At 68.6% G+C, this 22,536-nt stretch carries 36 protein-coding genes; all 36 read left to right on the top strand.

Annotated features, from left to right (window positions below):
* The first annotated feature begins 135 nt into the window (after positions 1-135).
* The 36 genes from rplW (at position 136) to VNG13_11905 (ending at position 22,526) form a co-directional block, all read left to right on the top strand.
* A complete protein-coding gene (gene rplW / locus VNG13_11730) occupies positions 136-432 on the top strand; it encodes a 50S ribosomal protein L23 (protein ID HVA61183.1) in 297 nt (98 codons plus the stop codon).
* Positions 433-464: 32 nt separating this feature from the next.
* Positions 465-1,298 carry a 50S ribosomal protein L2 gene (rplB, locus tag VNG13_11735; GenBank protein ID HVA61184.1) on the top strand — a complete coding sequence of 278 codons (834 nt, stop codon included), beginning with the start codon at positions 465-467 and terminating at the stop codon, positions 1,296-1,298.
* A 14-nt stretch (positions 1,299-1,312) separates the two neighbouring features.
* Entirely contained in the window at positions 1,313-1,594 is a 282-nt protein-coding gene (rpsS, locus tag VNG13_11740; GenBank protein ID HVA61185.1) for a 30S ribosomal protein S19, read from the top strand.
* Positions 1,595-1,659: 65 nt separating this feature from the next.
* Positions 1,660-2,031, top strand: coding sequence for a 50S ribosomal protein L22 (rplV, locus tag VNG13_11745; protein HVA61186.1), 372 nt, complete (start codon positions 1,660-1,662; stop codon positions 2,029-2,031).
* Positions 2,031-2,894, top strand: a complete 864-nt coding sequence (gene rpsC / locus VNG13_11750; protein HVA61187.1) for a 30S ribosomal protein S3 — start codon at positions 2,031-2,033, stop codon at positions 2,892-2,894. The genes rplV and rpsC overlap by 1 nt, the downstream gene beginning before the upstream one ends.
* A 1-nt stretch (position 2,895) precedes the next feature.
* On the top strand, positions 2,896-3,315 hold the full coding sequence (gene rplP / locus VNG13_11755) for a 50S ribosomal protein L16 (protein HVA61188.1): 420 nt from the start codon (positions 2,896-2,898) through the stop codon (positions 3,313-3,315).
* Positions 3,316-3,558 carry a 50S ribosomal protein L29 gene (gene rpmC / locus VNG13_11760; protein HVA61189.1) on the top strand — a complete coding sequence of 81 codons (243 nt, stop codon included), beginning with the start codon at positions 3,316-3,318 and terminating at the stop codon, positions 3,556-3,558.
* On the top strand, positions 3,555-3,827 hold the full coding sequence (gene rpsQ, locus VNG13_11765; protein ID HVA61190.1) for a 30S ribosomal protein S17: 273 nt from the start codon (positions 3,555-3,557) through the stop codon (positions 3,825-3,827). The genes rpmC and rpsQ overlap by 4 nt, the downstream gene beginning before the upstream one ends.
* Before the next feature lie 29 nt (positions 3,828-3,856).
* A complete protein-coding gene (gene rplN, locus VNG13_11770) occupies positions 3,857-4,225 on the top strand; it encodes a 50S ribosomal protein L14 (protein ID HVA61191.1) in 369 nt (122 codons plus the stop codon).
* A gap of 11 nt (positions 4,226-4,236) precedes the next feature.
* A complete protein-coding gene (gene rplX / locus VNG13_11775) occupies positions 4,237-4,554 on the top strand; it encodes a 50S ribosomal protein L24 (GenBank protein HVA61192.1) in 318 nt (105 codons plus the stop codon).
* A 10-nt stretch (positions 4,555-4,564) separates the two neighbouring features.
* Positions 4,565-5,131, top strand: a complete 567-nt coding sequence (rplE, locus tag VNG13_11780) for a 50S ribosomal protein L5 (protein ID HVA61193.1) — start codon at positions 4,565-4,567, stop codon at positions 5,129-5,131.
* Between the two features lie 4 nt (positions 5,132-5,135).
* A complete protein-coding gene (locus VNG13_11785; GenBank protein ID HVA61194.1) occupies positions 5,136-5,321 on the top strand; it encodes a type Z 30S ribosomal protein S14 in 186 nt (61 codons plus the stop codon).
* Positions 5,322-5,373: 52 nt separating this feature from the next.
* The gene (gene rpsH / locus VNG13_11790) at positions 5,374-5,772 is read left to right on the top strand and encodes a 30S ribosomal protein S8 (protein HVA61195.1); all 399 of its coding nucleotides are present in this window, start codon (positions 5,374-5,376) and stop codon (positions 5,770-5,772) included.
* Between the two features lie 8 nt (positions 5,773-5,780).
* Positions 5,781-6,320 (top strand): 50S ribosomal protein L6, encoded by a 540-nt coding sequence (rplF, locus tag VNG13_11795; GenBank protein HVA61196.1) that lies wholly within the window; start codon positions 5,781-5,783, stop codon positions 6,318-6,320.
* A gap of 3 nt (positions 6,321-6,323) precedes the next feature.
* Complete coding sequence (rplR, locus tag VNG13_11800; protein HVA61197.1) at positions 6,324-6,695, top strand: 50S ribosomal protein L18; 372 nt, start codon at positions 6,324-6,326, stop codon at positions 6,693-6,695.
* Positions 6,696-6,729: 34 nt separating this feature from the next.
* Positions 6,730-7,326: a 30S ribosomal protein S5 gene (rpsE, locus tag VNG13_11805; protein HVA61198.1), complete on the top strand. Its 597-nt coding sequence runs from the start codon at positions 6,730-6,732 to the stop codon at positions 7,324-7,326.
* Complete coding sequence (gene rpmD, locus VNG13_11810) at positions 7,326-7,508, top strand: 50S ribosomal protein L30 (GenBank protein HVA61199.1); 183 nt, start codon at positions 7,326-7,328, stop codon at positions 7,506-7,508. Before rpsE ends, rpmD begins: the two co-directional genes overlap by 1 nt.
* A gap of 4 nt (positions 7,509-7,512) precedes the next feature.
* Positions 7,513-7,953 carry a 50S ribosomal protein L15 gene (gene rplO / locus VNG13_11815; GenBank protein HVA61200.1) on the top strand — a complete coding sequence of 147 codons (441 nt, stop codon included), beginning with the start codon at positions 7,513-7,515 and terminating at the stop codon, positions 7,951-7,953.
* Between the two features lie 173 nt (positions 7,954-8,126).
* Entirely contained in the window at positions 8,127-9,434 is a 1,308-nt protein-coding gene (gene secY / locus VNG13_11820; protein HVA61201.1) for a preprotein translocase subunit SecY, read from the top strand.
* Positions 9,434-10,087, top strand: a complete 654-nt coding sequence (locus VNG13_11825; protein HVA61202.1) for an adenylate kinase — start codon at positions 9,434-9,436, stop codon at positions 10,085-10,087. The genes secY and VNG13_11825 overlap by 1 nt, the downstream gene beginning before the upstream one ends.
* Before the next feature lie 17 nt (positions 10,088-10,104).
* Complete coding sequence (gene map / locus VNG13_11830; protein ID HVA61203.1) at positions 10,105-10,929, top strand: type I methionyl aminopeptidase; 825 nt, start codon at positions 10,105-10,107, stop codon at positions 10,927-10,929.
* Between the two features lie 25 nt (positions 10,930-10,954).
* Entirely contained in the window at positions 10,955-11,371 is a 417-nt protein-coding gene (locus VNG13_11835) for a DUF1707 domain-containing protein (protein ID HVA61204.1), read from the top strand.
* Positions 11,372-11,541: 170 nt separating this feature from the next.
* Positions 11,542-11,763 (top strand): translation initiation factor IF-1, encoded by a 222-nt coding sequence (gene infA / locus VNG13_11840; protein ID HVA61205.1) that lies wholly within the window; start codon positions 11,542-11,544, stop codon positions 11,761-11,763.
* Positions 11,764-11,808: 45 nt separating this feature from the next.
* Positions 11,809-11,922: a 50S ribosomal protein L36 gene (gene rpmJ, locus VNG13_11845; GenBank protein HVA61206.1), complete on the top strand. Its 114-nt coding sequence runs from the start codon at positions 11,809-11,811 to the stop codon at positions 11,920-11,922.
* Between the two features lie 136 nt (positions 11,923-12,058).
* Positions 12,059-12,439 (top strand): 30S ribosomal protein S13, encoded by a 381-nt coding sequence (gene rpsM, locus VNG13_11850; GenBank protein ID HVA61207.1) that lies wholly within the window; start codon positions 12,059-12,061, stop codon positions 12,437-12,439.
* Positions 12,440-12,490: 51 nt separating this feature from the next.
* Entirely contained in the window at positions 12,491-12,895 is a 405-nt protein-coding gene (gene rpsK / locus VNG13_11855; GenBank protein HVA61208.1) for a 30S ribosomal protein S11, read from the top strand.
* Positions 12,896-12,914: 19 nt separating this feature from the next.
* Entirely contained in the window at positions 12,915-13,541 is a 627-nt protein-coding gene (gene rpsD / locus VNG13_11860) for a 30S ribosomal protein S4 (protein ID HVA61209.1), read from the top strand.
* Between the two features lie 79 nt (positions 13,542-13,620).
* Positions 13,621-14,652, top strand: coding sequence for a DNA-directed RNA polymerase subunit alpha (locus tag VNG13_11865; protein ID HVA61210.1), 1,032 nt, complete (start codon positions 13,621-13,623; stop codon positions 14,650-14,652).
* 36 nt (positions 14,653-14,688) lie between these two features.
* Positions 14,689-15,447, top strand: coding sequence for a 50S ribosomal protein L17 (rplQ, locus tag VNG13_11870; protein ID HVA61211.1), 759 nt, complete (start codon positions 14,689-14,691; stop codon positions 15,445-15,447).
* On the top strand, positions 15,444-16,277 hold the full coding sequence (gene truA, locus VNG13_11875) for a tRNA pseudouridine(38-40) synthase TruA (GenBank protein HVA61212.1): 834 nt from the start codon (positions 15,444-15,446) through the stop codon (positions 16,275-16,277). The genes rplQ and truA overlap by 4 nt, the downstream gene beginning before the upstream one ends.
* Positions 16,278-16,404: 127 nt before the next feature.
* A complete protein-coding gene (gene rplM, locus VNG13_11880; GenBank protein ID HVA61213.1) occupies positions 16,405-16,848 on the top strand; it encodes a 50S ribosomal protein L13 in 444 nt (147 codons plus the stop codon).
* A gap of 95 nt (positions 16,849-16,943) precedes the next feature.
* A complete protein-coding gene (rpsI, locus tag VNG13_11885) occupies positions 16,944-17,414 on the top strand; it encodes a 30S ribosomal protein S9 (GenBank protein HVA61214.1) in 471 nt (156 codons plus the stop codon).
* 6 nt (positions 17,415-17,420) lie between these two features.
* The gene (gene glmM, locus VNG13_11890; GenBank protein ID HVA61215.1) at positions 17,421-18,767 is read left to right on the top strand and encodes a phosphoglucosamine mutase; all 1,347 of its coding nucleotides are present in this window, start codon (positions 17,421-17,423) and stop codon (positions 18,765-18,767) included.
* A 46-nt stretch (positions 18,768-18,813) separates the two neighbouring features.
* Positions 18,814-20,652, top strand: coding sequence for a glutamine--fructose-6-phosphate transaminase (isomerizing) (gene glmS, locus VNG13_11895; GenBank protein ID HVA61216.1), 1,839 nt, complete (start codon positions 18,814-18,816; stop codon positions 20,650-20,652).
* A gap of 12 nt (positions 20,653-20,664) precedes the next feature.
* On the top strand, positions 20,665-21,033 hold the full coding sequence (locus VNG13_11900) for a holo-ACP synthase (GenBank protein HVA61217.1): 369 nt from the start codon (positions 20,665-20,667) through the stop codon (positions 21,031-21,033).
* Complete coding sequence (locus tag VNG13_11905; protein ID HVA61218.1) at positions 21,030-22,526, top strand: NAD(P)H-hydrate dehydratase; 1,497 nt, start codon at positions 21,030-21,032, stop codon at positions 22,524-22,526. The genes VNG13_11900 and VNG13_11905 overlap by 4 nt, the downstream gene beginning before the upstream one ends.
* Positions 22,527-22,536: the final 10 nt, after the last annotated feature.

Here is a 22,536-nt window from a genome sequence, read left to right on the forward strand (position 1 = left end):
CGAAGAGGCTCGGGCCCAGGCTGCGGTGGCCGACAGCCCGCTGGTCCCGACCGGGACCGAGGTCGGTCCCGAGGCACCGGTGGATGAAGTCGGCGCGGACGCCGACGGGACCGTGCCAGACGAGGAGGCGCAGCCGTGATCCCCGACCCCCGCGACGTGCTTCTCGCGCCAGTGATCTCCGAGAAGAGTTATGGCCTGCTCGACGAGAATAAGTACACCTTTCTTGTCCGGCCGGACGCGAACAAGACGCAGATCAAGATTGCCGTCGAGCAGGTGTTCCACGTTCGGGTGATCGGCGTTAACACGGTGAACCGTGCCGGAAAGCGCAAGCGCATCCGGCAGGGCTTCGGTCAGCGCAACGCCACCAAGCGGGCCATCGTCAGCGTGGCGGCCGGGGACCGGATCGAAATCTTCGGGGGCCCGGTCGCCTGACCGGGACGAAACGACAGGACTGAGCGAGCGACATGGCGATCCGAAAGTACAAGCCGACCACGCCGGGACGGCGTGGCGCGAGCGTGGCCGACTTCGTCGAGATCACGCGCTCTGAGCCGGAGAAGTCGCTCACCCGCCCCGTCCACAGCAAAGGTGGGCGCAACGTCCACGGCCGGGTGACCGCCCGTCACCAGGGCGGCGGCCACAAGCGCGCCTACCGGGTGATCGATTTCCGTCGCGGCGACAAGGACGGGGTGCCGGCGAAGGTCGCGCACATCGAATACGACCCGAACCGCACCGCCCGGATCGCGCTGCTGCACTACGCCGACGGCGACAAGCGCTACATCGTCGCCCCGGCGCGGCTCCGTCAGGGAGACGTGGTGGAGGCCGGACCCGCGAGCGACATCAAGCCGGGGAACAATCTGCCGCTGCGCAATATCCCGGTCGGCACCGTGGTTCACGCCATCGAGTTGCGTCCCGGGGGTGGCGCGAAGATCGCACGCTCGGCCGGGGCCGCGGTTCAACTCGTAGCCAAAGAGGGCCGGTTCGCCCAACTCCGGATGCCGTCCGGCGAGATCCGCAACGTCGACGTTCGCTGCAGAGCGACCGTCGGCGAGGTGGGCAATGCCGAGCAATCGAACATCAACTGGGGCAAGGCCGGCCGGATGCGCTGGAAGGGTAAGCGCCCGAGTGTCCGCGGCGTTGCCATGAATCCGGTCGACCACCCTCTCGGTGGGGGTGAGGGCAAGTCCTCCGGCGGTCGACACCCGGTGAGCCCCTGGGGCAAGCCCGAGGGCCGAACCCGTCGACACAAGCCGAGCGACGCTCTAATCGTGCGCCGCCGCCGAACGAACAAGAAGCGTTAGGAGCGGGACGAGCGATGCCGCGTAGCCTGAAGAAAGGGCCCTTCGTCGACGACCACCTGCAGAAGAAGGTGGACGTTCAAAACGACAAGGGGACCAAGAACGTGATCAAGACCTGGTCACGTCGTTCGATGATCGTGCCGACGATGCTTGGCCACACGATCGCAGTGCACGACGGGCGCAAGCACATCCCGGTATTCGTCACCGAAGCCATGGTTGGTCACAAGCTCGGCGAGTTCGCGCCGACCCGGACCTTCCGCGGCCACGTCAAGGACGAGCGGCGCAGCCGCCGCGCGTAGAACTTCAACCAGGACGGGCAAGGACTATGGCGATGCACGATCCGGTGGGCGAGCAGCCCACCGCGATGGCCCGGGCGAGGTATGTCCGCGTGACCCCGATGAAGGTGCGTCGCGTGGTCGACCTCATCCGCGGGATGCCCGCGGTCGAGGCGCGCTCGACCCTGCGCTTCGCTCCCCAGTCGGCCAGCGAGCCGGTCGGGAAGGTGCTCGATTCGGCCATCGCCAACGCCGAGCACAACGGGCACCTGGACCCGGAGTCGCTCTGGGTCAGCGAGGCCTACGTAGATGAAGGCCCGACGATGAAGCGGTTCCGACCGCGAGCCCAGGGTCGGGCGTACCGCATCCGCAAGCGCACGAGCCACATCACGGTCGTCGTCGAGTCGCGCGCTGTCACCGACGCCGGCGCCACCGCCAACCGGAAGGGCAGGACCCGATAGTGGGGCAGAAGGTAAACCCGCACGGGTTCCGACTCGGGATCACCACCGAGTGGAAGTCGCGGTGGTACGCGGACAAGCTCTACAAGGACTACGTCAAAGAAGACGTCGCCATCCGCAGGATGATGTCCAAGGGTATGGAGCGCGCGGGTATCAGCCGGGTCGACATCGAGCGAACTCGGGATCGGGTCCGGGTCGACATCCACACCGCGCGGCCCGGCATTGTCATCGGGCGCCGAGGAGCCGAGGCCGACCGGATCCGGGCCGACCTCGAGACGCTCACCAGCAAGCAGGTTCAGCTCAACATCCTCGAGGTGAAGAACCCGGAGATCGACGCGCAGTTGGTCGCCCAGGGGGTTGCCGAGCAGCTGTCGAGCCGGGTTTCGTTCCGGCGCGCCATGCGCAAAGCCATGCAGTCGGCAATCAAGGGCGGCGCCAAGGGCATCCGGGTGCAGTGTTCGGGCCGGTTGGGCGGTGCCGAGATGAGCCGCTCGGAGTTCTATCGCGAAGGCCGGGTCCCGCTGCACACCCTGCGGGCGAACATCGACTACGGCTTCTACGAGGCGCGTACCACGTTCGGTCGGATCGGCGTCAAGGTGTGGATCTACAAGGGTGACGTGGTCCAGAGTCGTGCCGAACGTGAGGTGATGCAGGCGACCCTGCGTGCCGCGCAGCAGCGTGGCCGGGCCGCGCGACCGGTCCGGCGGGACGAGGGTCGATCAGCAGCGGCACCGACGCCCAGCCCGGAGTCCCCGGCCGCCGAACTTCCGCTCGAGCCCCCGGCGCCTGAGCCGGCGGAGCCCACCGCTCCTCCCGAGCCGGAGGCGCCGAGCGCCACGGACGAGCCGACCGGAGAGGGGGCCTGACATGCTCATCCCGCGCAGGCTCAAGCACCGCAAGCAGCACCACCCGGACCGATCCGGCGCGGCCAAGGGCGGCACGAAGGTCACCTTCGGCGAGTACGGCATCCAGGCCATAGAACCCGCCTACGTGACCAATCGGCAGATCGAGTCCGCACGGATCGCGATGACCAGGCACATCAAGCGTGGCGGCAAGGTGTGGATCAACATCTACCCGGACCGTCCGCTGACGAAGAAGCCGGCTGAAACCCGGATGGGTTCCGGCAAGGGGTCCCCGGAGTGGTGGATCGCCAACATCAAGCCCGGCCGGGTCATGTTCGAGCTTTCCGGGGTGCCTGAGCCGATCGCTCGGGAGGCGCTGCGCCGGGCCATGCACAAGTTGCCGATGAAGTGCCGATTTGTCCGGCGCGAGGTCGGGGAGGCGTAAATGGCTGCCATAACCACGGCCGCGGAACTGCGGGAGCTGGCCGACGAGGAGCTGGTAACCCGGCTGCGCGAAGGGAAAGAGGAGCTTTTCAACCTTCGCTTCCAGGTGGCCACCGGCCAGCTCGACAACAACCAGCGGCTGCAGACGGTCCGGCGCGACATCGCCCGGATCTACACGATCATGCGCGAGCGCGAGCTCGGGCTGTCGGTTCGACCCACGGAAAGCGATGAGGGTGTGGCATGAGCGAGTCCGAGACGACCGCACGTGGGTTCCGCAAGACCCGGGAGGGGCTCGTCGTCAGCGACAAGATGGACAAGACCGTCGTGGTCGCGGTCGAGGATCGGGTGCAGCACCCGCTATACGGCAAGACGATCCGGCGCACCAACAAGCTCAAGGCGCACGACGAGGCCAATTCCTGTGGCGTGGGCGACCGCGTGCTGCTGATGGAGACCCGGCCGATGTCAACGACGAAGCGCTGGCGGGTCGTGGAAGTCCTCGAGAAGGCCAAGTAGCGCGAGTCTGCGCGAGGTAGGAGTCCGACGTGATTCAGCAGGAGACCCGACTCCGGGTCGCCGACAACACCGGTGCCAAGGAGCTGTTGTGCATCCGGGTGCTCGGCGGCTCCGGGCGTCGCTATGCCCGGATCGGCGATGTAATCGTCGGCACGGTCAAGGACGCCCTGCCCGGGGCGGGGGTGAAGCGTGGCGACGTCGTGAAAGCAGTCGTGGTGCGAACCGTCAAGGAACGGCGGCGCCCCGACGGCTCCTACATTCGCTTCGACGAGAACGCCGCGGTGCTCATCCGCGATGGCGGCGACCCACGCGGCACCCGGATCTTTGGCCCGGTGGGCCGCGAGCTCCGCGAAAAGCGCTTCATGAAGATCATCTCGCTTGCCCCGGAGGTGCTGTAACGATGTCCGGGTTGTCGATCCGCAAAGGTGACCTGGTTCAGGTGATCAGCGGCAAGGACCGCGGCGCCAAGGGGAAGGTGATCCTGACCCTTCCGAAGGCCGACCGGGTGCTCGTCGAAGGCGTGAACCGGATCAAAAAACACACCAAGATCACGACAAATCAACGTGGCGCGCAGTCCGGTGGCATCGTCACCCAGGAGGCTCCGGTGCACGTGAGCAATGTCCAACTCGTCTGTCCCGGCTGCGGCAAGCCCTCGCGGGTCGGGCACCGGCGGGACGAGGACGGTCGGCCGGTTCGGACCTGCCGTCGCTGCGGCGTGGACGTGTGAGGACCGGTCGATGAGCGCAACGCTAGAAAACTACGTGCCGCGGCTGAAGCAGCGCTACCACGAGGAGATCGTCCCCGGGCTCCGAGGCGAATTCAGCTACGGCAACATCATGCAGGTTCCGACGCTGGTCAAGATCGTGGTGAACATGGGCGTCGGAGATGCCGCGCGCGACGCCAAGCTGATCGAAGGGGCGGTGCGGGACCTGACGTCCATCACCGGTCAGAAGCCCGCGGTTGCCCGGTCCCGAAAGTCGATTGCCCAGTTCAAGCTGCGCGAGGGCCAGCCGATCGGTGCCTACACGACCCTGCGGGGGGCTCGGATGTGGGAGTTCCTCGACCGGTTGCTGACCATCGCCCTGCCGCGAATCCGCGACTTTCGCGGGCTTTCTCCGCGCCAGTTCGACGGCAACGGGAACTACACCTTCGGCCTGACCGAGCAGGCGATGTTCCACGAAGTCGACCAGGACAAGGTCGACCGGGTCAGAGGAATGGACATCACGGTCGTGACCACCGCGGCGACGGATGACGAGGGTCGGGCTTTGCTCCGGGCCCTCGGCTTCCCCTTCAAGGAGAACTGATTCGATGGCTAAGACCGCCTTGATCAATAAGGCTGCCGGTAAACACAAGTTCGCCGTGCGCAAATACACCCGCTGTTCGCGTTGCGGCCGATCCCGTTCGGTGTACCGGGTGTTCGGGCTTTGCCGGATCTGTGTCCGGCAGATGGCGCACGCCGGCGAACTTCCCGGCGTGACCAAGAGCTCCTGGTGACTCGCTTCGCCGAAGGCCCCGCGGGGAACCACGGCGAGAAAGGCAACCTCTCATGACGATGACCGACCCCATCGCGGACATGCTCACGCGGGTTCGCAATGCCAACCACGCCTATCACGATTCGGTGAGCATGCCGTATTCCAAGATCAAGACGCATATCGCCGAGATCCTCCAGAAGGAGGGGTACATCGCCGGCTGGAACGTGGAAGACGCCGAGGTCGGCAAGAACCTCGTCGTCACCTTGAAATACGGGCCGAACCGGGAGCGGACGATCGCCGGGGTGCGGCGGATATCCAAGCCCGGGCTCCGGGTCTACGCCAAGTCGCATGGCCTTCCGAAGGTTCTCGGTGGCCTCGGCGTGGCCATCATCTCCACATCGACCGGCCTGCTGACCGACCGGCAGGCCGCCAAGCGGGGCGTGGGCGGGGAAGTCCTCGCCTTCGTCTGGTAGGCGGCACCATGTCGAGAATCGGACGGCTCCCGATCCCGGTGCCCGGTGGCGTCGACGTCGCGATCGACGGGCGCGACGTCACGGTCAAGGGCCCGAAAGGCACGCTCGCGCACACCGTGGTGGCACCCATCGACGTGACGCGCGACGAAGATGGCACGTTGCACGTCATACGGCCCAACGACGAGAACCGCACGAAGGCGCTTCACGGCCTGTCCCGCACGCTCGTCGCCAACATGGTCGTCGGCGTCACCGACGGCTACAGCAAGACCATGGAGATCGTCGGCACCGGCTACCGGGTCCAACCGCGCGGGTCGAACCTCGAGTTTGCCCTCGGATTCAGTCACCCCGTTCTCGTCGAGGCGCCGGACGGGATCAGCTTCACCGTCGAGTCTCCGACCCGGTTCATGGTCTCCGGAATCGACAAGCAGAAGGTCGGCGAGGTGGCTGCGAAGATCCGCAAGCTGCGCAAGCCCGACCCGTACAAGGGCAAGGGTGTGCGCTACCAGGGCGAGGTAGTCCGGCGCAAGGCCGGAAAGGCAGGGAAGTAGGCTATGTCCACACGTACCGCCTCTCGGTTGCGTCGGATCGGACGTACCCGCCGGCACCTTCGAGTACGGAAGAAGGTGCACGGCACCGCATCCCGGCCGCGCCTCGTCGTCACCCGTTCGGCACGCCACATCTATGCCCAGGTCGTCGATGACACGACGGGACACACGGTCGCCTCGGCCTCGACCATGGACAGCGACGTGCGTGCTAGCAGCGACGACAAGAAGGGCAAGGCCGGACAGGTCGGTCGTCTGGTCGCCTCCCGGGCGACCTCGGCCGGGGTTACCCAAGTGGTGTTCGACCGAGGCGGCAACCGGTACCACGGTCGGATCGCCGCGCTGGCCGATGCGGCCCGCGAGAGCGGGCTCGATTTCTGATGGACACCCGAGTCATGACCGAAAGGGACAGTTGATGCCTGGAGCCCAACGCCGTGGCGGCACTGCCGGCGGGGAACGGCGCGAACGGCGGGACGGCCGCGGCGCGCCCGCCGAGAAGAGCGCTTACCTCGAGCGCGTGGTGGCGATCAACCGGGTGGCCAAGGTCGTCAAGGGTGGCCGCCGGTTCAGCTTCACCGCGCTCGTGGTGGTAGGCGACGGTGACGGCAACGTCGGTGTCGGCTACGGGAAGGCGAAGGAGGTCCCGGCGGCGATCGCCAAAGGGGTCGAAGAGGCCAAGAAGCACTTCTTCGCCGTGCCGCGGATCCAGGGCACGATTCCGCACCCGATCCAGGGTGAGGCGGCCGCCGGAGTCGTGCTGCTGCGCCCGGCGAGCCCCGGAACCGGCGTAATCGCCGGTGGTCCGGTCCGCGCCGTCCTCGAATGCGCGGGGGTCCACGACGTCTTGTCGAAGTCGCTCGGCTCGTCCAACGCGATCAATATCGTCCACGCCACCGTTGCGGCGCTCAAGGGGTTGCACCGTCCGGAGGAGATCGCCGCCCGGCGCGGCTTGCCGATCGAGGACGTCGCGCCACCAGCCATGCTGCGAGCCCGTGCTGGAGCTGTGAGCTGATGCCGCGGCTGAAGATCACCCAGACCCGCTCGGAGATCGGCGGCCTTCGCAACCAGCGGGAGACGTTGCGCAGCCTCGGGCTCAAGCGGTTGCGGGATGTCGTGGTCAAAGAGGACCGCCCGGAGATCCGGGGCATGGTCGCGACGGTGGCCCACCTTGTGGCCGTCGAGGAAGTCGAGTGAGGACATGACGCTCAAGGTTCACCATCTCCGCCCCGCTCCCGGAGCTCGGACCGCCAAGACCAGGGTCGGGCGCGGCGAGGGGTCCAAGGGCAAGACCGCGGGCCGCGGGACCAAAGGGACCAAGGCTCGCGGCAGCGTGGCCCGCCACTTCGAGGGCGGCCAGATGCCGCTGCACATGCGGGTCCCGAAACTCAAGGGCTTCCGCAACCCGTTTCGTACCGAATTCCAGGTGGTCAACGTGGCCCGCTTGGCGGTCCTGTTCCCGGATGGCGGTGAGGTGGGCGTCGACGACCTGGTCACCCGCGGGGCGGTCCGCCCCGACCTGCCGGTCAAGATCCTCGGCAACGGTGAGCTGACCGTGTCCCTCGACGTGCACGCGCACGCCTTTTCCGACAGCGCGCGGCGCAAGATCACGGAGGCCGGCGGCTCGGCGACCGAGGTCTGACCGGCCCTCCGGGGCCGGCGGCGCCAGACCGGGCCGGCTCGCCGTCGTTGATCGGCTCGCGGCTGTTACAGTCCTTCGGTGGCCCGCCGTAGGCGGGACGGCCACTCGACCATCTCCCCCGGCGGGGGCCGCCGGCGCCCGACCGCACGAGTATCTGCGCAGGAGGAGAGCCCGTGCTCACCGCGTTTGTCCGGGCGTTCCGGACCCCCGACCTGCGCAAGAAGCTGCTGTTCACGATCGCGATTCTCGGGGTGTTCCGCCTCGGCTCGACGCTGCCCAGCCCGGACGTGAACTTCACCAACATCCACACCTGCCTGACCCTGGTGAAGAGCTCCAGCCTGTACGGGCTGGTCAACCTCTTCAGCGGCGGCGCGCTGCTCCAGCTGTCGATCTTCGCGCTGGGGATCATGCCCTACATCACGAGCAGCATCATCATCCAGCTGCTCATCGTCGTCATTCCGCGCCTCGAGCGGCTAAAGGAGCAGGGCCAGTCCGGGCAGGCCAAGCTCACCCAGTACACCCGCTACCTGACGATCGCCCTCGCCATCCTGCAGTCCACCGGGATCGCCGCGCTGGCGCGCTCCTCACCCGGGCAGGGCAGCCAGCTCTTCCCCAACTGCACGGAGCCGATTCTTTACTCGACCTCCGTCTTCCGGATCACGGTGCTCGTGCTCACCATGACCGCGGGGACCGCCGTGATCATGTGGCTTGGCGAGCTCATCACGGACCGGGGGATCGGCAACGGCATGTCGCTGTTGATCTTCACGCAGATCGCGGCCCGGTTCCCCTCTCAGGGCGCCGCGATCCTCGCCGCCAAGGGCTCGTTCGTCTTCACCGTGGTGCTCGTCATCGGGATCCTGATCGTCGCCGCCATCGTCTTCGTCGAACAGGCCCAGCGGCGGATTCCGGTCCAGTACGCCAAGCGGATGATCGGCCGCCGGATGTACGGGGGCACCTCGACCTACATCCCGATGAAGGTCAACCAGGCCGGCGTGATCCCGGTGATCTTCGCGGCATCACTGTTGTACCTGCCGTCCCTGTTGGCGAAGGTCTGGACGTCGAACCGGGGATTCACGAACTTCGTGACGAACTACCTGACGAAGAACGACAGCGCGTCCTACGTCATCATCTATTTCCTCCTCATCGTCTTTTTCACCTACTTCTACGTCGCGATCACCTTCAACCCGGTCGAGGTGAGCGACAACATGAAGAAATACGGTGGCTTCATCCCCGGGATCCGGCCGGGCCGGCCGACGGCGGAGTATCTCGACTACGTGCTGTCCCGGATCACCTTGCCCGGGTCGCTGTACCTGGGGCTGGTCGCGATCATCCCGATCCTCGCGCTGGGCTTCCTCGGCACCGCCCAACAGTTCCCGTTCGGCGGCACCTCGGTGCTCATCCTCGTCGGCGTCGGCCTCGACACCGCGAAGCAGATCGAGAGCCAGCTCATGCTGCGCAATTACGAGGGCTTCCTCCGCTAGTGCGCCTCGTCCTCGTGGGGCCACCGGGCGCCGGCAAGGGCACGCAAGCCCAGTACGTGGCCGGCTACCTCAACGTTCCGCAGATCTCCACCGGAGACATCTTCCGGGCCCATGTCAGCCGGGACACCACGTTGGGTACCAAGGCGAAGGCTTTCATGGATTCCGGTGACCTCGTCCCCGACGAGATCACCATCGAGATGGTTCGCGAGCGGCTCGCTGAAGGCGACGCCGGCAAGGGCTTTCTGCTCGATGGCTTCCCCCGCACGCTGCCGCAGGCCCAAGTGCTGGACGACATGCTCGTCGAGCTTGGAACCAAGCTCGACGTGGTACTCGAGCTGGTCGTTGAAGATGATGAAGTGGTCCGGCGGCTGTCCGGGCGACGTACCTGCCGGGCATGCAACCACGTGTGGCACCTCGATTTCGACCCGCCGAGCGTCGAGGAGCGGTGCGACCTGTGCGGCGGTGAACTGTTCCAGCGTGACGATGACCGCGAGGAAACGATCCGGCATCGGCTCGAGGTCTACCGGGAACAGACCGTGCCGTTGGTCGGGTTCTATGCCGAACGCGGGATCCTCGTCGGCATCGACGCGATCGGGCCGGTCGACGACGTCACCGAGCGGGCGATCGCCTCATTGCGTCCGTTCGCACACTGATCGGGGAGGAGGAGCCGGTGATCCAGCTCAAAACCGAGCCTGAGATCGCGCTTATGCGCGAGGCCGGCCTCGTCGTCGGCCATACCCTCGAGCGGCTTCGTGCCGCGGTTGCGCCAGGGGTCACCACTGCCGACCTGGACGACATTGCGGCGGCCGCGATCCGCGACGCCGGAGCCACCCCGAGCTTCAAGGGCTACCACGGTTTCCCGGCGGTCATCTGCACTTCGGTCAACGAGCAGATCGTGCACGGCATCCCCAGCCGCGAGCTCGTCCTTCGGGCTGGGGACATCATCTCGATCGACTGCGGAGCGATCGTCGACGGCTACCACGGCGATGCGGCGATCACGGTTCCGGTCGGCCCGGTCGCTCCTGAACTCGAGCAACTCATGCGGGTCTGCGAGGAGTCGCTCTGGCGGGGCCTCGCGGCCGCCCGGCTCGGTGGCCGCGTCACCGACATCAGCCACGCCATCGAGAGCTACGTGCGCAGTCAGCCGCACCCGACCGGTGGGAGTTGGGGCATCGTCGAGGAGTACGTAGGACACGGCATCGGAACCGAGATGCATCAAGATCCGCAGGTGTACAACTACGCCCCGCGCGGCCCGGGGCGCGGGCCCAAGCTGGTGAAAGGGCTTGCGCTCGCCGTAGAGCCGATGGTCAACCTGGGCGGCCGGCAGACGCGTCAGCTCAGCGACGGATGGACCGTCGTCACCGGGGACGGCCAGCACTCGGCGCACTTCGAACACACGTTCACGCTGACCGATGACGGTCCGTGGGTCCTCACGGCGATCGACGGCGGCCGGAGCCGGCTTGCGGCGCTGCTCGCGTCGCCGGCGGCAGGGTAACCGGACCGCCGAGGGATACTCAGCCGTGGCGAATGATCCGGCCCTTCGCGCATCCGACGCCGAGCGTGACGGTGTGGCCCATGCGTTGCAGGAGCACTACGCCGCCGGCCGGTTGACCATGGAGGAGTTTCACGACCGGCTCGATGCCGCTTATCGGGCGCGAACGCACGGTGAGCTCGGTCCGCTACTGGCCGATCTGCCGCATCTGGACGAGCCGTTGCCCATCCCGGCTACGAGCTCGTTGCCGCAGCCGGGCTGGGGGCGGCGGGCGCGCCGGCGCCGGCGTCAGGCCAGCTGGTCGTCCTACCTCTCGGCCAACGTCGTTTGCTGGGCCATCTGGGGCACCGAGGCGGCCACCAGCGGTCACCTCGACGGCCTGTGGCCGCTATGGGTGACCGTTCCGTGGGGCGCCATGCTGCTCACCCGCCGGGTCCATCGCTAGCCCTGGGCCGCCGGTGGAGTTTGCCGCCCTGATCGCGTAGACTCTGCCCTTGGCTCCGGCTGTTGCCGACCGCCCACCCAAAGGGGCGGCGGTTCGACGTGCGTCGGGGCGGGCGTTCGGCACCGGACGCTCCCTGTTGATCACCGATCCAGTCACGGAACGCGGAGGACATGCCGAAGAAGGACGGGGCCATCGAAATCGAGGGCCGGGTGGTCGAGCCTCTCCCGAACGCGATGTTCCGGGTCGAGCTCGCCAACGGTCACCGGGTCCTGGCTCACATCAGCGGCAAGATGCGCCAGCACTACATCCGGATCCTCCCCGAGGACCGGGTAGTCGTGGAGCTCTCGCCCTACGACCTGTCCCGCGGCCGGATTGTCTACCGCTACAAGTAACGACCGAAGGAGGGCGTCTCGGACGCCTGTTTCCGAGGAGTTCTCATGAAGGTCAAGCCCAGCGTCAAGAAGATGTGCGACAAGTGCAAAGTGATCCGCCGGCATGGCCGGGTCATGGTCATCTGCGAGAACCTGCGACACAAGCAGCGCCAGGGTTAAACCGCAAGTCAGCGTTTCCGAACCCACCGGCCCCGGCCGGCGGGCACCCCCGGTCGGAGGCCGGGGCCGGCAGCCAGGCGGGTCGCCGGAACGGGAGCGCAGGACCTCCGTCGAGTGAAAGGACCGCCGCCCGCCCATGGCTCGTCTCGTCGGCGTCGATCTCCCCCGCGACAAGCGGCTCGAGGTCGCCTTGACCTACATCTACGGCATCGGGCGGACCCGAGCCCTGCAGACCCTCCGTGAGACCGGCGTGAGCCCCGACCTTCGGGTGCACGACCTAAGCGACGACGACCTGGTCAAGCTTCGGGAGTGGATCGAGGCGAACTACCGGATCGAGGGAGACCTTCGGCGCGAGGTCGCCGCGGACATCCGCCGCAAGATCGAGATCGGCTGCTATCAGGGGATCCGGCACCGTCGGGGACTCCCGGTCCGCGGCCAGCGCACGCACACCAATGCTCGAACCCGGAAGGGTCCCCGTAAGGCCGTAGCCGGCAAGAAGAAGGCCGGGAAGAAGTAGTCCGGAGCGGCCGCCCGCCCGGAACCGACAACCTCAGGAGCCTCACCCGATATGCCCCCGAAGACCCGCACCGCCGGCCCCAAGAAGGTCCGGCGCAAGGAAAAGAAGAACGTGGCCCACGGGCACGCGCACATCAAGAGCACGTTCAACAACACCATCGTGTCGATCACCGATCCGATGGGGAACGTCATCTCCTGGGCGAGTGCGGGTCACGTTGGTTTCAAGGGCTCGCGTAAGTCCACGCCGTTCGCCGCGCAGATGGCGGCGGAAGCCGCCGCACGCAAGGCGCAGGAGCACGGGATGCGCAAGGTCGACGTCTTCGTCAAGGGCCCGGGCTCGGGTCGGGAGACCGCGATCCGTTCCCTGCAGGCGGCTGGCCTCGAGGTCGGCTCGATCCAGGATGTGACCCCGGTGCCGCATAACGGTTGCCGTCCGCCCAAGCGCCGCCGCGTCTGACGAGGAGAGAACACAGAGCATGGCTCGCTACACCGGTCCCGACTGCAAGCGCTGTCGGCGCGAAAAGATGAAGCTGTTCCTCAAGGGCGCCAAGTGCGAGACGCCGAAGTGCCCGATCGAGATCCGGCCCTACCCCCCGGGTGAGCACGGACGGGGTCGGACCAAGGACTCCGAATACCTCATGCAGAAGCGGGAGAAGCAGAAGTGCGCCCGCATCTACGGGATCCTCGAGAAGCAGTTCCGCTCGTACTACGAAGAGGCGAACCGACGTACCGGGAAGACCGGTGAGAACCTGCTCCAGCTGCTCGAGTCACGCCTGGACAACGTCGTCTACCGGGCCGGGTTCGCGCACAGCCGGGACATGTCCCGCCAGCTCGTGCGGCACGGCCACTTCCTCGTCAACGGCCGCAAGGTGGACATCCCGTCGTTCCGGGTGTCCGCTAACGACATTGTCGAGGTTCGCGAAGCCTCCCGCGAGCTCACCCCGTTCGTGATCGCCCGGGCCGAGGCGGGCAGCCGACCGGTGCCGGCCTGGATCGAAGTGATCTCCGGTCGGCTCCGAATCCTCGTGCACGCGCTGCCGAGCCGGCAGGTCATCGACACGCCGGTCCAGGAGCAGCTCATCGTCGAGCTCTACTCGAAGTAACCACCCGGCGCGGCGGACCGAGCCCGCACCGGTTACCTGCGACGTCATATGGCGGATGTCGCGGAAAGGATGCATCACCGTGCTTATCGCTCAACGTCCCATGCTCGCCGAAGACCCGATCAGCGAGACCCGCTCGCGGTTCGTCATCGAGCCACTCGAACCGGGTTTCGGCTACACCCTCGGTAACTCACTGCGGCGGACCCTGCTCTCCTCGATCCCCGGTGCCGCGGTCACCAGCATCCGCGTTGAGGGGGTGCTTCATGAGTTCTCGACGATCCCCGGGGTCAAAGAGGACGTCACCGACCTGATCCTCAACATCAAGGAACTGGTCGTCTCCAGCGAGCACGACGAGCCGGTCGTCATGTACCTGCGCAAGCAGGGGCCCGGCGAGGTCACTGCGGCTGACATCGCCCCGCCCGCAGGTGTCGAGGTGCACAACCCTGACCTGCACATGGCCACTCTGAGCAGCAAGAGCAAGCTCGAGATCGAGTTCACGGTCGAGCGCGGTCGCGGCTACGTCACCGCGGTTCAGAACAAGCAGGCCGGCCAGGAGATCGGCCGGGTACCGGTCGACTCGATTTACTCGCCGGTCCTCAAGGTGACCTACAAGGTCGAGGCCACCCGAGTCGAGCAGCGCACGGACTTCGACCGGCTGATCGTGGACGTCGAGACCAAGCCCTCGATGCCGCCGCGCGATGCGATGGCGAGCGCCGGCAAGACGCTGGTGGAGCTGTTCGGGCTCGCTCGCGAGCTCAACGTCGATGCCGAAGGGATCGATATCGGGCCGTCCCCCACCGACGCGGCACTGGCAGCGGACCTGGCGCTACCGATCGAGGAGCTCGATCTCACGGTCAGGTCCTACAACTGCCTCAAGCGCGAAGGCATTCACTCGGTGGGCGAGCTCGTCTCGCGCAGCGAGGCCGACCTGCTAGACATCCGGAACTTCGGTGCCAAGTCGATCGACGAGGTCAAGACCAAGCTCGTCACCATGGGCCTGGCCCTCAAGGACTCGCCCCCCGGCTTCGATCCGAGCAACGTGGTGGACACCTACGGCACCGATGACTACGTCGGTGACGATGACGGCGGTTTCGTGGAGACCGAGCAGTACTGACCGGCCGGATCCTGCGGAAAGAGAGAGTGGACTTCGATGCCCACGCCCACCAAGGGCCCCCGCCTCGGCGGGGGCCCGGCGCACGAGCGGCTGATCCTGGCCAACCTGGCGACCGCCCTGTTCGAGCATGGTCGGATCACGACTACCCAGGCGAAGGCGAAGCGGTTGCGACCGCTCGCCGAGCGGCTGGTGACCTTCGCCAAGCGTGGTGATCTGCACGCCCGACGTCGCGTGCTGCGGGTGGTGCGGGACCGCGGAGTGGTGCACATCCTGTTCGCCGAGATCGGGCCGCGGTTCGCCGAGCGGGCTGGGGGTTACACCAGGATCACGAAGCTGAACCCCCGCAAGGGTGACAACGCGCCGATGGCGGTGATCGAGCTCGTGGAGGGCGCGACGCTCGCCCAGGAGGCGGTTGGCGAAGCCGAGCGCGCTCGCGGCACCCGGTTCGCGCGGCGCCGCGGCGCGGGGGCGGCGGGATCCGGCACGGAGCCGGGCGAGGTCGACGAAACGTTCGAGGTTGACGAGACGTTGGAGGCGCCCGAGGGGGAGGCGGTGCCCGAGGGGGAAGAAGCGGACGCGGCTCCCGAAGCGGACGCGGCTCCCGAAGCGGACGTGGCTCCCGAAGCGGACGTGGCTCCCGAAGCGGCGCCGGTCCAAACTGCGGACCTCCCGGAGGTAGCCGAGAGCACGGGGCCGCCCGGAGATGGGGCGGCCGAGGCAGTCGGCGAAACGCCGCCGGACGACACCGCCGCCCCCGAGCATCCGGCCGCCGATGGTGAGGGCGAGAAAGCCTGACCACCGGCTCGACTCGCTGGCGTCTCGACCTCGCGTACGACGGGGCGGACTTCGCTGGCTGGGCGCGCCAACCTGCCGAACGCACGATCCAGGGAACGCTCGAGGTTGCCCTTCAACGCGTCACCCGACTGACCCGCCCTGCGCAGGTTACGGTGGCCGGCCGCACCGATGCCGGAGTGCACGCCACCGGGCAGGTCGCCCACGTGGACTTGCCCGCCGACGCCGTCGCGGCGGCCGCGGACCTCCTCCGTCGACTCAACGGCGTGCTCCCCCCAGACGTTCGGATCCGCGGTGCGCTCCGGGCTCCGGCGGGGTTCGATGCCCGGTTCTCCGCGCTATCGCGGCGGTACGTCTACCGCCTCACCGATCGGATTCCCGACCCGCTGCGGCGCGGGGACACACTCGCCTACCAACGACCGCTCGATGCCCGACTGATGGCCGCCGCCGCGCTCGGGCTGATCGGCGAGCACGACTTCGCGGGGTTCTGCCGGCGCCGGCCCGGCGGGACTACGGTGCGCCGGCTGCTGGTTCTCGACGTCGTGCCGGTGGTTCACGGCGTCGTCGAGGTTCGGGTCGAAGCGGACGCGTTCTGCCATTCGATGGTCCGCGCCCTGGTCGGGGCGTTGCTAGCCGTAGGCGATGGCCGACAGCCGATCGAGTGGCCGGCGGCGGTGCTGGCCGCTCGCCGCCGTGACCCGGCGCTGACCGTGGCGCCGGCGCACGGGCTCACCCTGGTGCGGGTCCGCTACCCTCGCCCCACCGAGCTGGCCGCCCGGGCCGAACAGACCCGGCGGTGGCGCGATCTGCCGGCCGAGTCCGGCGGGCTTTGACCCCCAGCGGGGGACGTCGGTATCCTCGGTTGGTCGCGCCGTTGGCGTCAGCCTGCGCGCGATGAGCCGGCAGCCGCTGGCGACGACCCCACCGACGACCCCACCGACACCGACGTAAGGCCTTCCCGTGCGCACGTACAACCCCAAGCCCGCCGACGTACAGCGTCAGTGGCACGTCATTGACGCGAGCGACGTCGTGCTCGGTCGGCTTGCCAGCCAGGCGGCCCGGCTGCTCCGCGGCAAGCACAAGCCGATGTTCGCGCCGCACATCGATACCGGGGACTTCGTCATCATCGTCAATGCCGCGAAGGTGGCGCTTACCGGCGCCAAACGGGAGCAGAAGATGGCCTACCGGCACTCCGGTTACCCGGGTGGCCTGCGCCAGGTGTCCTACGGTCATCTGCTCGCCACCCGTCCGGACAAAGCGGTGGAGAAAGCAGTGCGGGGGATGCTGCCGCACACCACCCTCGGCCGGCAGATGCTGTCCAAGCTCAAGGTCTACGCCGGACCTGATCATCCGCACCAGGCGCAGCAGCCGGTGCCCTACGAGCTCACCCAGGTCGCGCAGTAACCGCGATCCCGCTGCATTTCGAGGAGACGTAAACCGTGGCTGAAACGCCCGCCGAAACCGCGCTCGCCACCGACGAGCCCGAAGCTGAGCCAGCGATCGAGGCCGTAGCCGAGACGGTGGCTGAGCCGACGGTGGCTGAGCCGACCGTGGAGGCGCCGGCACCGGTGCGCCGGGTCGCGACCGGTCCGGCGGGGGCGACCGGACGGCGCAAGGAAGCGATTGCCCGGGTCCGGTTGGTGCCCGGCAACGGACGCTGGGATGTCAACGGTCGCGCCCTCGACGACTACTTTCCGAACAAGGTGCACCAGCAGATCGTCGGCGAGCCGTTCCGGACGCTCGAGCTGGTCGATCAGTACGACGTGATCGCACGGCTGTCCGGCGGCGGGGTGACCGGGCAGGCCGGTGCCCTCCGGCTCGGCATCGCCCGCGCGCTCACCGAGGCCGACCCGGAGAACCGGCCGCCGTTGAAGAAGGCCGGCTTCCTGACCCGGGACGCCCGGGTGAAGGAGCGGAAGAAGTACGGACTGAAGAAGGCCCGTAAGGCGCCGCAGTACTCGAAGCGGTAACTCGGGGTGGGTCGGCTCTTCGGCACCGACGGCGTCCGCGGACTGGCCAACGCCGAGCTCACGGCCGAGCTCGCTCTGGACGTCGCGGTAGCGGCTGCTCACGTCCTCGTCGAGCGGCGAACCGGCGGCAGCCGGCCCGCGGCGGTGGTGGGCCGCGACCCGCGCGCGTCGGGGGAGTTCCTCGAGGCCGCGGTGCTGGCCGGCTTGGCCAGTGCCGGTGTCGATGTGCACCGGGTCGGGGTCGTCCCCACGCCCGCGGTGGCCCATCTCACCGCAACGCTCGGGGCGGATCTCGGCGTGATGATTTCGGCGAGCCACAACCCGATGCCGGATAACGGCATCAAGTTCTTCGATTCCGCGGGGTTCAAGCTGCCCGACGCCATCGAGGACGAGGTCGAGTCGAGGTTGCGCGAAGGCTGGGCCCGCCCGACCGGGTCCGGGGTCGGCCGCCTCCTCGACTCGTCGGCCGCACTGGATCGCTACATCGATCACCTGGTGGGCACCGTGCCGCGACGGCTCGAGGGGCTGCGCGTGGTCGTCGACTGTGCCAACGGGGCGGCTTCGACCGCCGCGCCGACGGCGTTGGCCCGCGCCGGGGCTGAGGTAACGGCCCTGCACGCCACTCCGGACGGTTACAACATCAACGAGGGTTGCGGATCCACCCACCCGGCCGAGCTGATCGCGACGGTGCGCTCGACGGGCGCCGACGTCGGGATCGCGCATGACGGCGACGCCGACCGCTGCATCGCGATCGATGCCGAGGGCAACGTCATCGACGGCGACACCATCCTCGCGGTGTGCGCCTTGGCCCGCCACGCTGCCGGCACCCTGGCCGGCGACACGGTCGTCACAACGGTTATGACCAACCTCGGCTTCCACCAGGCGATGCGCGCGGCGGGGATCGGCGTCGTGGAGACCGCGGTCGGCGATCGGTACGTGCTCGAGGCGATGCGCGCGCACGGGTTGGTTCTCGGCGGTGAGCAGTCCGGTCATCTGGTCTTTCTCGACCATGCGACCACCGGCGACGGGATCCTGACCGCCCTGCAGTTGCTGGCGGAGCTTGCCGGTTCCGGGCGAACGCTGGCCGAGCTGGCCACAGCTGTCCGCCCGCTGCCCCAGGTGCTCCTCAATCTGCGGGTCGCCGACCGTGAGACGGCGATGGCGTCGCCGGCGCTCGCGGCCACGGTGCAGGCCGCCCGCGCGGAGCTCGGCGCCGAGGGCCGGATCCTTGTCCGGGCCAGTGGGACCGAGCCGCTCGTGCGGATCATGGTCGAGGCCGCGACGGAGCGGCGGGCCCAAGAGATCGCCGCGCGGATCGCTCGAACTTTGCCGGATCCCGCTGCGGCCGACTGAGCGTGATCGTCGGCCGAACCGGTTCGGTCAGCTACCCTCGATCGACATGTGCGGGATCATCGGGTACGTGGGCGCGGGGTCGGCGGCGGACGTCGTGCTCGACGGGCTGCGCCGCCTCGAATACCGCGGATATGACAGTGCCGGGATCGCTGTCGTCGGCACGGGCGAACTCGAGGTTCGGCGCCGGGCCGGGAAGCTGGCGAACCTCGACAAGGAGGTGGCCGAACGGCCGCTGCCCGGTTCGACCGGCGTGGGGCACACCCGGTGGGCCACGCACGGGGCACCTACCGACCGGAACGCTCACCCGCACGTCAGCTGTGACGGGGCGATCGCGGTCGTACACAACGGGATCATCGAGAACTACGCCGCCCTGCGCCGCGGCCTCGAGGCAACCGGTCACGAGTTTCGCAGCGACACCGACACCGAGACCGTCGCCCATCTGCTCGAGGAGCGTTACACCGGCGACCTCGCCGAGGCGGTCCGCTCGGTCTGTCGCGACCTCGAGGGCGCCTTCACCATCGTCGCCGTCCACCGCGACGCGCCCGGGGTCGTGGTCGGTGCCCGACGCAACTGCCCGCTCGTCGTCGGCCGAGGGGACGGGGAGAACTTCCTCGCGAGTGACGTAGTCGCATTCATCGCCCATACCCGCCGAGCCGTCGAGCTCGGGCAGGATCAGGTGGTCGAGCTGCGTGCCGACTCTTTCTCCATAACGACTTTCTCCGGCGAACCCGCCGAGGGCCGCGATTACCACATCGACTGGGACGCGAGCGCCGCCGAGAAGGGCGGCTACCCGTACTTCATGCTCAAGGAGATCGCCGAGCAACCAACGGCCATCGCGGACACCTTGCGGGGTCGGCTCACCGGGGACGGTGCGATCCTGCTCGACGAGGTCCGGCTCTCCGACCAGGACCTGCGCGAGGTGGACAAGGTCTTCATCGTCGCCTGCGGTTCGGCGTTCTACGCCGGGCTGGTCGCCAAGTACGCCATCGAGCACTGGGTGCGGATCCCGTGCGAGGTCGACATCGCCTCCGAGTTCCGCTACCGGGACCCGGTTCTCGACCGGTCGACGCTGGTGCTGGCGATCAGCCAGAGCGGTGAGACCCTCGACACCCTGATGGCGGTCAAGCACGCCCGCGAGCAGAACGCGCAGGTGCTCGCGATCTGCAATACCAATGGCTCGACGATCCCCCGGGAATCCGACGCGGTGCTCTACACCCGGGCCGGACCCGAGGTGGGTGTGGCGGCCACGAAGACGTTCCTCGCCCAGCTCGCGGCGACCTATCTAGTCGGCCTCTCCCTCGCCCGGATCCGCGGCACGATGGACGGCGACGAGGTGATGTCCATCGTTGCCCAGCTGGAGCGGATGCCGTCCCTGATCGAGCAGGTTCTCGGCACTGCCGAGCCGGTGCGTGCGCTGGCCCGCGAGCTGGCCGAGGCACGGACCGTGCTCTTCGTCGGGCGGCACGTCGGGTACCCGGTGGCACTGGAAGGCGCCCTGAAACTCAAGGAGCTCGCCTACATGCACGCCGAGGCGTTCCCGGCCGGTGAGCTGAAACACGGCCCGATCGCCTTGGTCGAGGAAGGGGTTCCGGTCATCGCGGTCGTCCCCCCACGACGGGCCCGCAGCGAGTTGCACGCCAAGATGCTTTCCAACCTCCAGGAGGTCCGAGCCCGCGGGGCGCGGACGATCGCGATCGCCGAAGAGGGCGACGACGAGGTACTGGCGCACGCGACGAACGTCATCCGATTCCCACGGACCCCGACGATGTTGGCTCCGCTCGTGACCACGGTGCCGCTTCAAGTGTTCGCCTGTGAGCTGGCGTTGGCCCGGGGCCTGGATGTCGACCAGCCGCGGAACCTCGCGAAGTCCGTCACGGTCGAGTAGCCGGTCGGCCGCGTGATCGTCGGGGTCGGCATCGACATCGTCGACGTGACCCGGTTCGCCCACGCCCTGGAGCGGACCCCGTCGCTGGCCGGGCGTCTGTTCACCCGTGCCGAGCGGGAGCCGGTCGGTTCCCGGGCCCGGTCGGCGGCCTCCTTCGCCGCGCGATTCGCGGCGAAGGAGGCGGTCGCGAAGGCGTTGGGGGCCCCTCGCGGGCTGCGGTGGCACGACGTCGAGGTGGTCACGGAGCCCTCCGGCCGGCCGGCGCTTCTGGTCGGTGGCACGGTGGCGGAGGCAGCGGCCGGCCTGCAGGTGACCGGTTGGCAGGTGTCGCTGAGCCACGACTGTGGATCGGCGATCGCGGTCGTGTTGGCGCAGCGATGAGGGCTGCCTACGACGTGGCGGCGGTCCGGACCGCTGAGGGGATTCTTCAGGCGGCGGTGCCGGACGGGGCCCTCATGCAGCGCGCGGCGAGCGGGTTGGCCCGACGGTGCGCCGAGATGCTCGGCCGGGTGTACGGCTCGCGGGTCGTGCTGCTGGTCGGATCCGGTGACAACGGCGGGGACGCGCTGTTCGCCGGCGCTCGGTTGGCGGTCCGGGGCGCGCGGGTCGACGCGATCCAGACCGGCGATCGCATGCACGCCGCGGGGCGGGCGGCTCTGGAGCAGGCCGGGGGCCTGCTGCACGACCCGGCGGCCGCCGGGGAGCTGATCGGCCGGGCGGACCTCGTCATGGACGGGATGGTCGGGATCGGCGCCCGTGGCAAACTGCGGCCGCCGGCCGAATGGCTGGCGGGGCTGGCATCTTCGGGTCGGGCCCCCGTCGTTGCCGTCGATGTCCCGAGCGGGGTGGATGCGACCACCGGCCGGGTCGAGGGTGCGGTGGTGCGGGCGGACGTGACGGTGACGTTCGGAAGCCTGAAACCCGGTCTTCTGGTGGCTCCAGGTGCGCAGGCGGCCGGGGCCGTCGATCTGGTCGACATCGGGCTGGCCGGTTACCTCCGCGAGCCGCCGGCCGTGCGGGTCCTGGACGCGGAGGACGTGGCCCGGTTGCTTCCGGTACCGGGCGCGGATGGCGACAAATACCGCCGCGGGGTGCTCGGCGTGGTCGCCGGCAGCGACACCTATCCCGGGGCGGCCGTGCTCGCCGTCGGCGCCGCGCTGCACGCCGGTGCGGGCATGATCAGGTACGTGGGGGCGGCCGCCCCAGCCGAACTGGTCCGCCAGCGTTGGCCCGAGGCGGTGTGCACCGTCGTCGACCACGATGCTTCCGGGTCGCCGGACGACCCGGAGGCCGTGCTCGAAGCCGGGCGCGTGCAGGCCTGGGTGATCGGGCCAGGACTCGGCACCGGGGATGGCGCGCGGTCGGTCCTCAAGGCCGTGCTCAGCACGGACCTACCGGTACTCGTCGACGCGGATGCCCTGAACCTGCTTGCCGCACATCCGTTCTGGGTTGCGCGCCGACGTGGGCCGACGCTGCTGACCCCGCACGCCGGCGAGTTCGCTCGCCTGACCGGTGCGGAGCGCGCCGACGTAGCGGCGGACCGGCTCGATCACGCCCGGCGGGCCGCCGCGGATCTGGCGGCCACGGTCCTGCTGAAGGGCTCGACAACCGTGGTTTGCGATCCGGCCGGGGCCACCTACGTCAACCCGACCGGCACCGGCTACCTGGCCACCGCCGGTAGCGGCGACGTGCTGTCGGGAGCCGCGGGCGCGCTGCTCGCCCAGGGGCTCCAGCCGCTCGAGGCCGGGGCGGTAGGCGCCTACCTGCACGGTCTGGCGGCCCGATTGGCCGCCGGCCCGGGCGGCGGCGCCCCGATCCGGGCGTTCGACGTGATCCGGTACTGGCGTAGCGCGGTGGCAACCGTGCGGGGCTGAGAGAATGCCT

It is taken from the genome of Mycobacteriales bacterium, from assembly GCA_035533475.1.
Classification (GTDB): Bacteria; Actinomycetota; Actinomycetes; order DATLTS01; family DATLTS01; genus DATLTS01.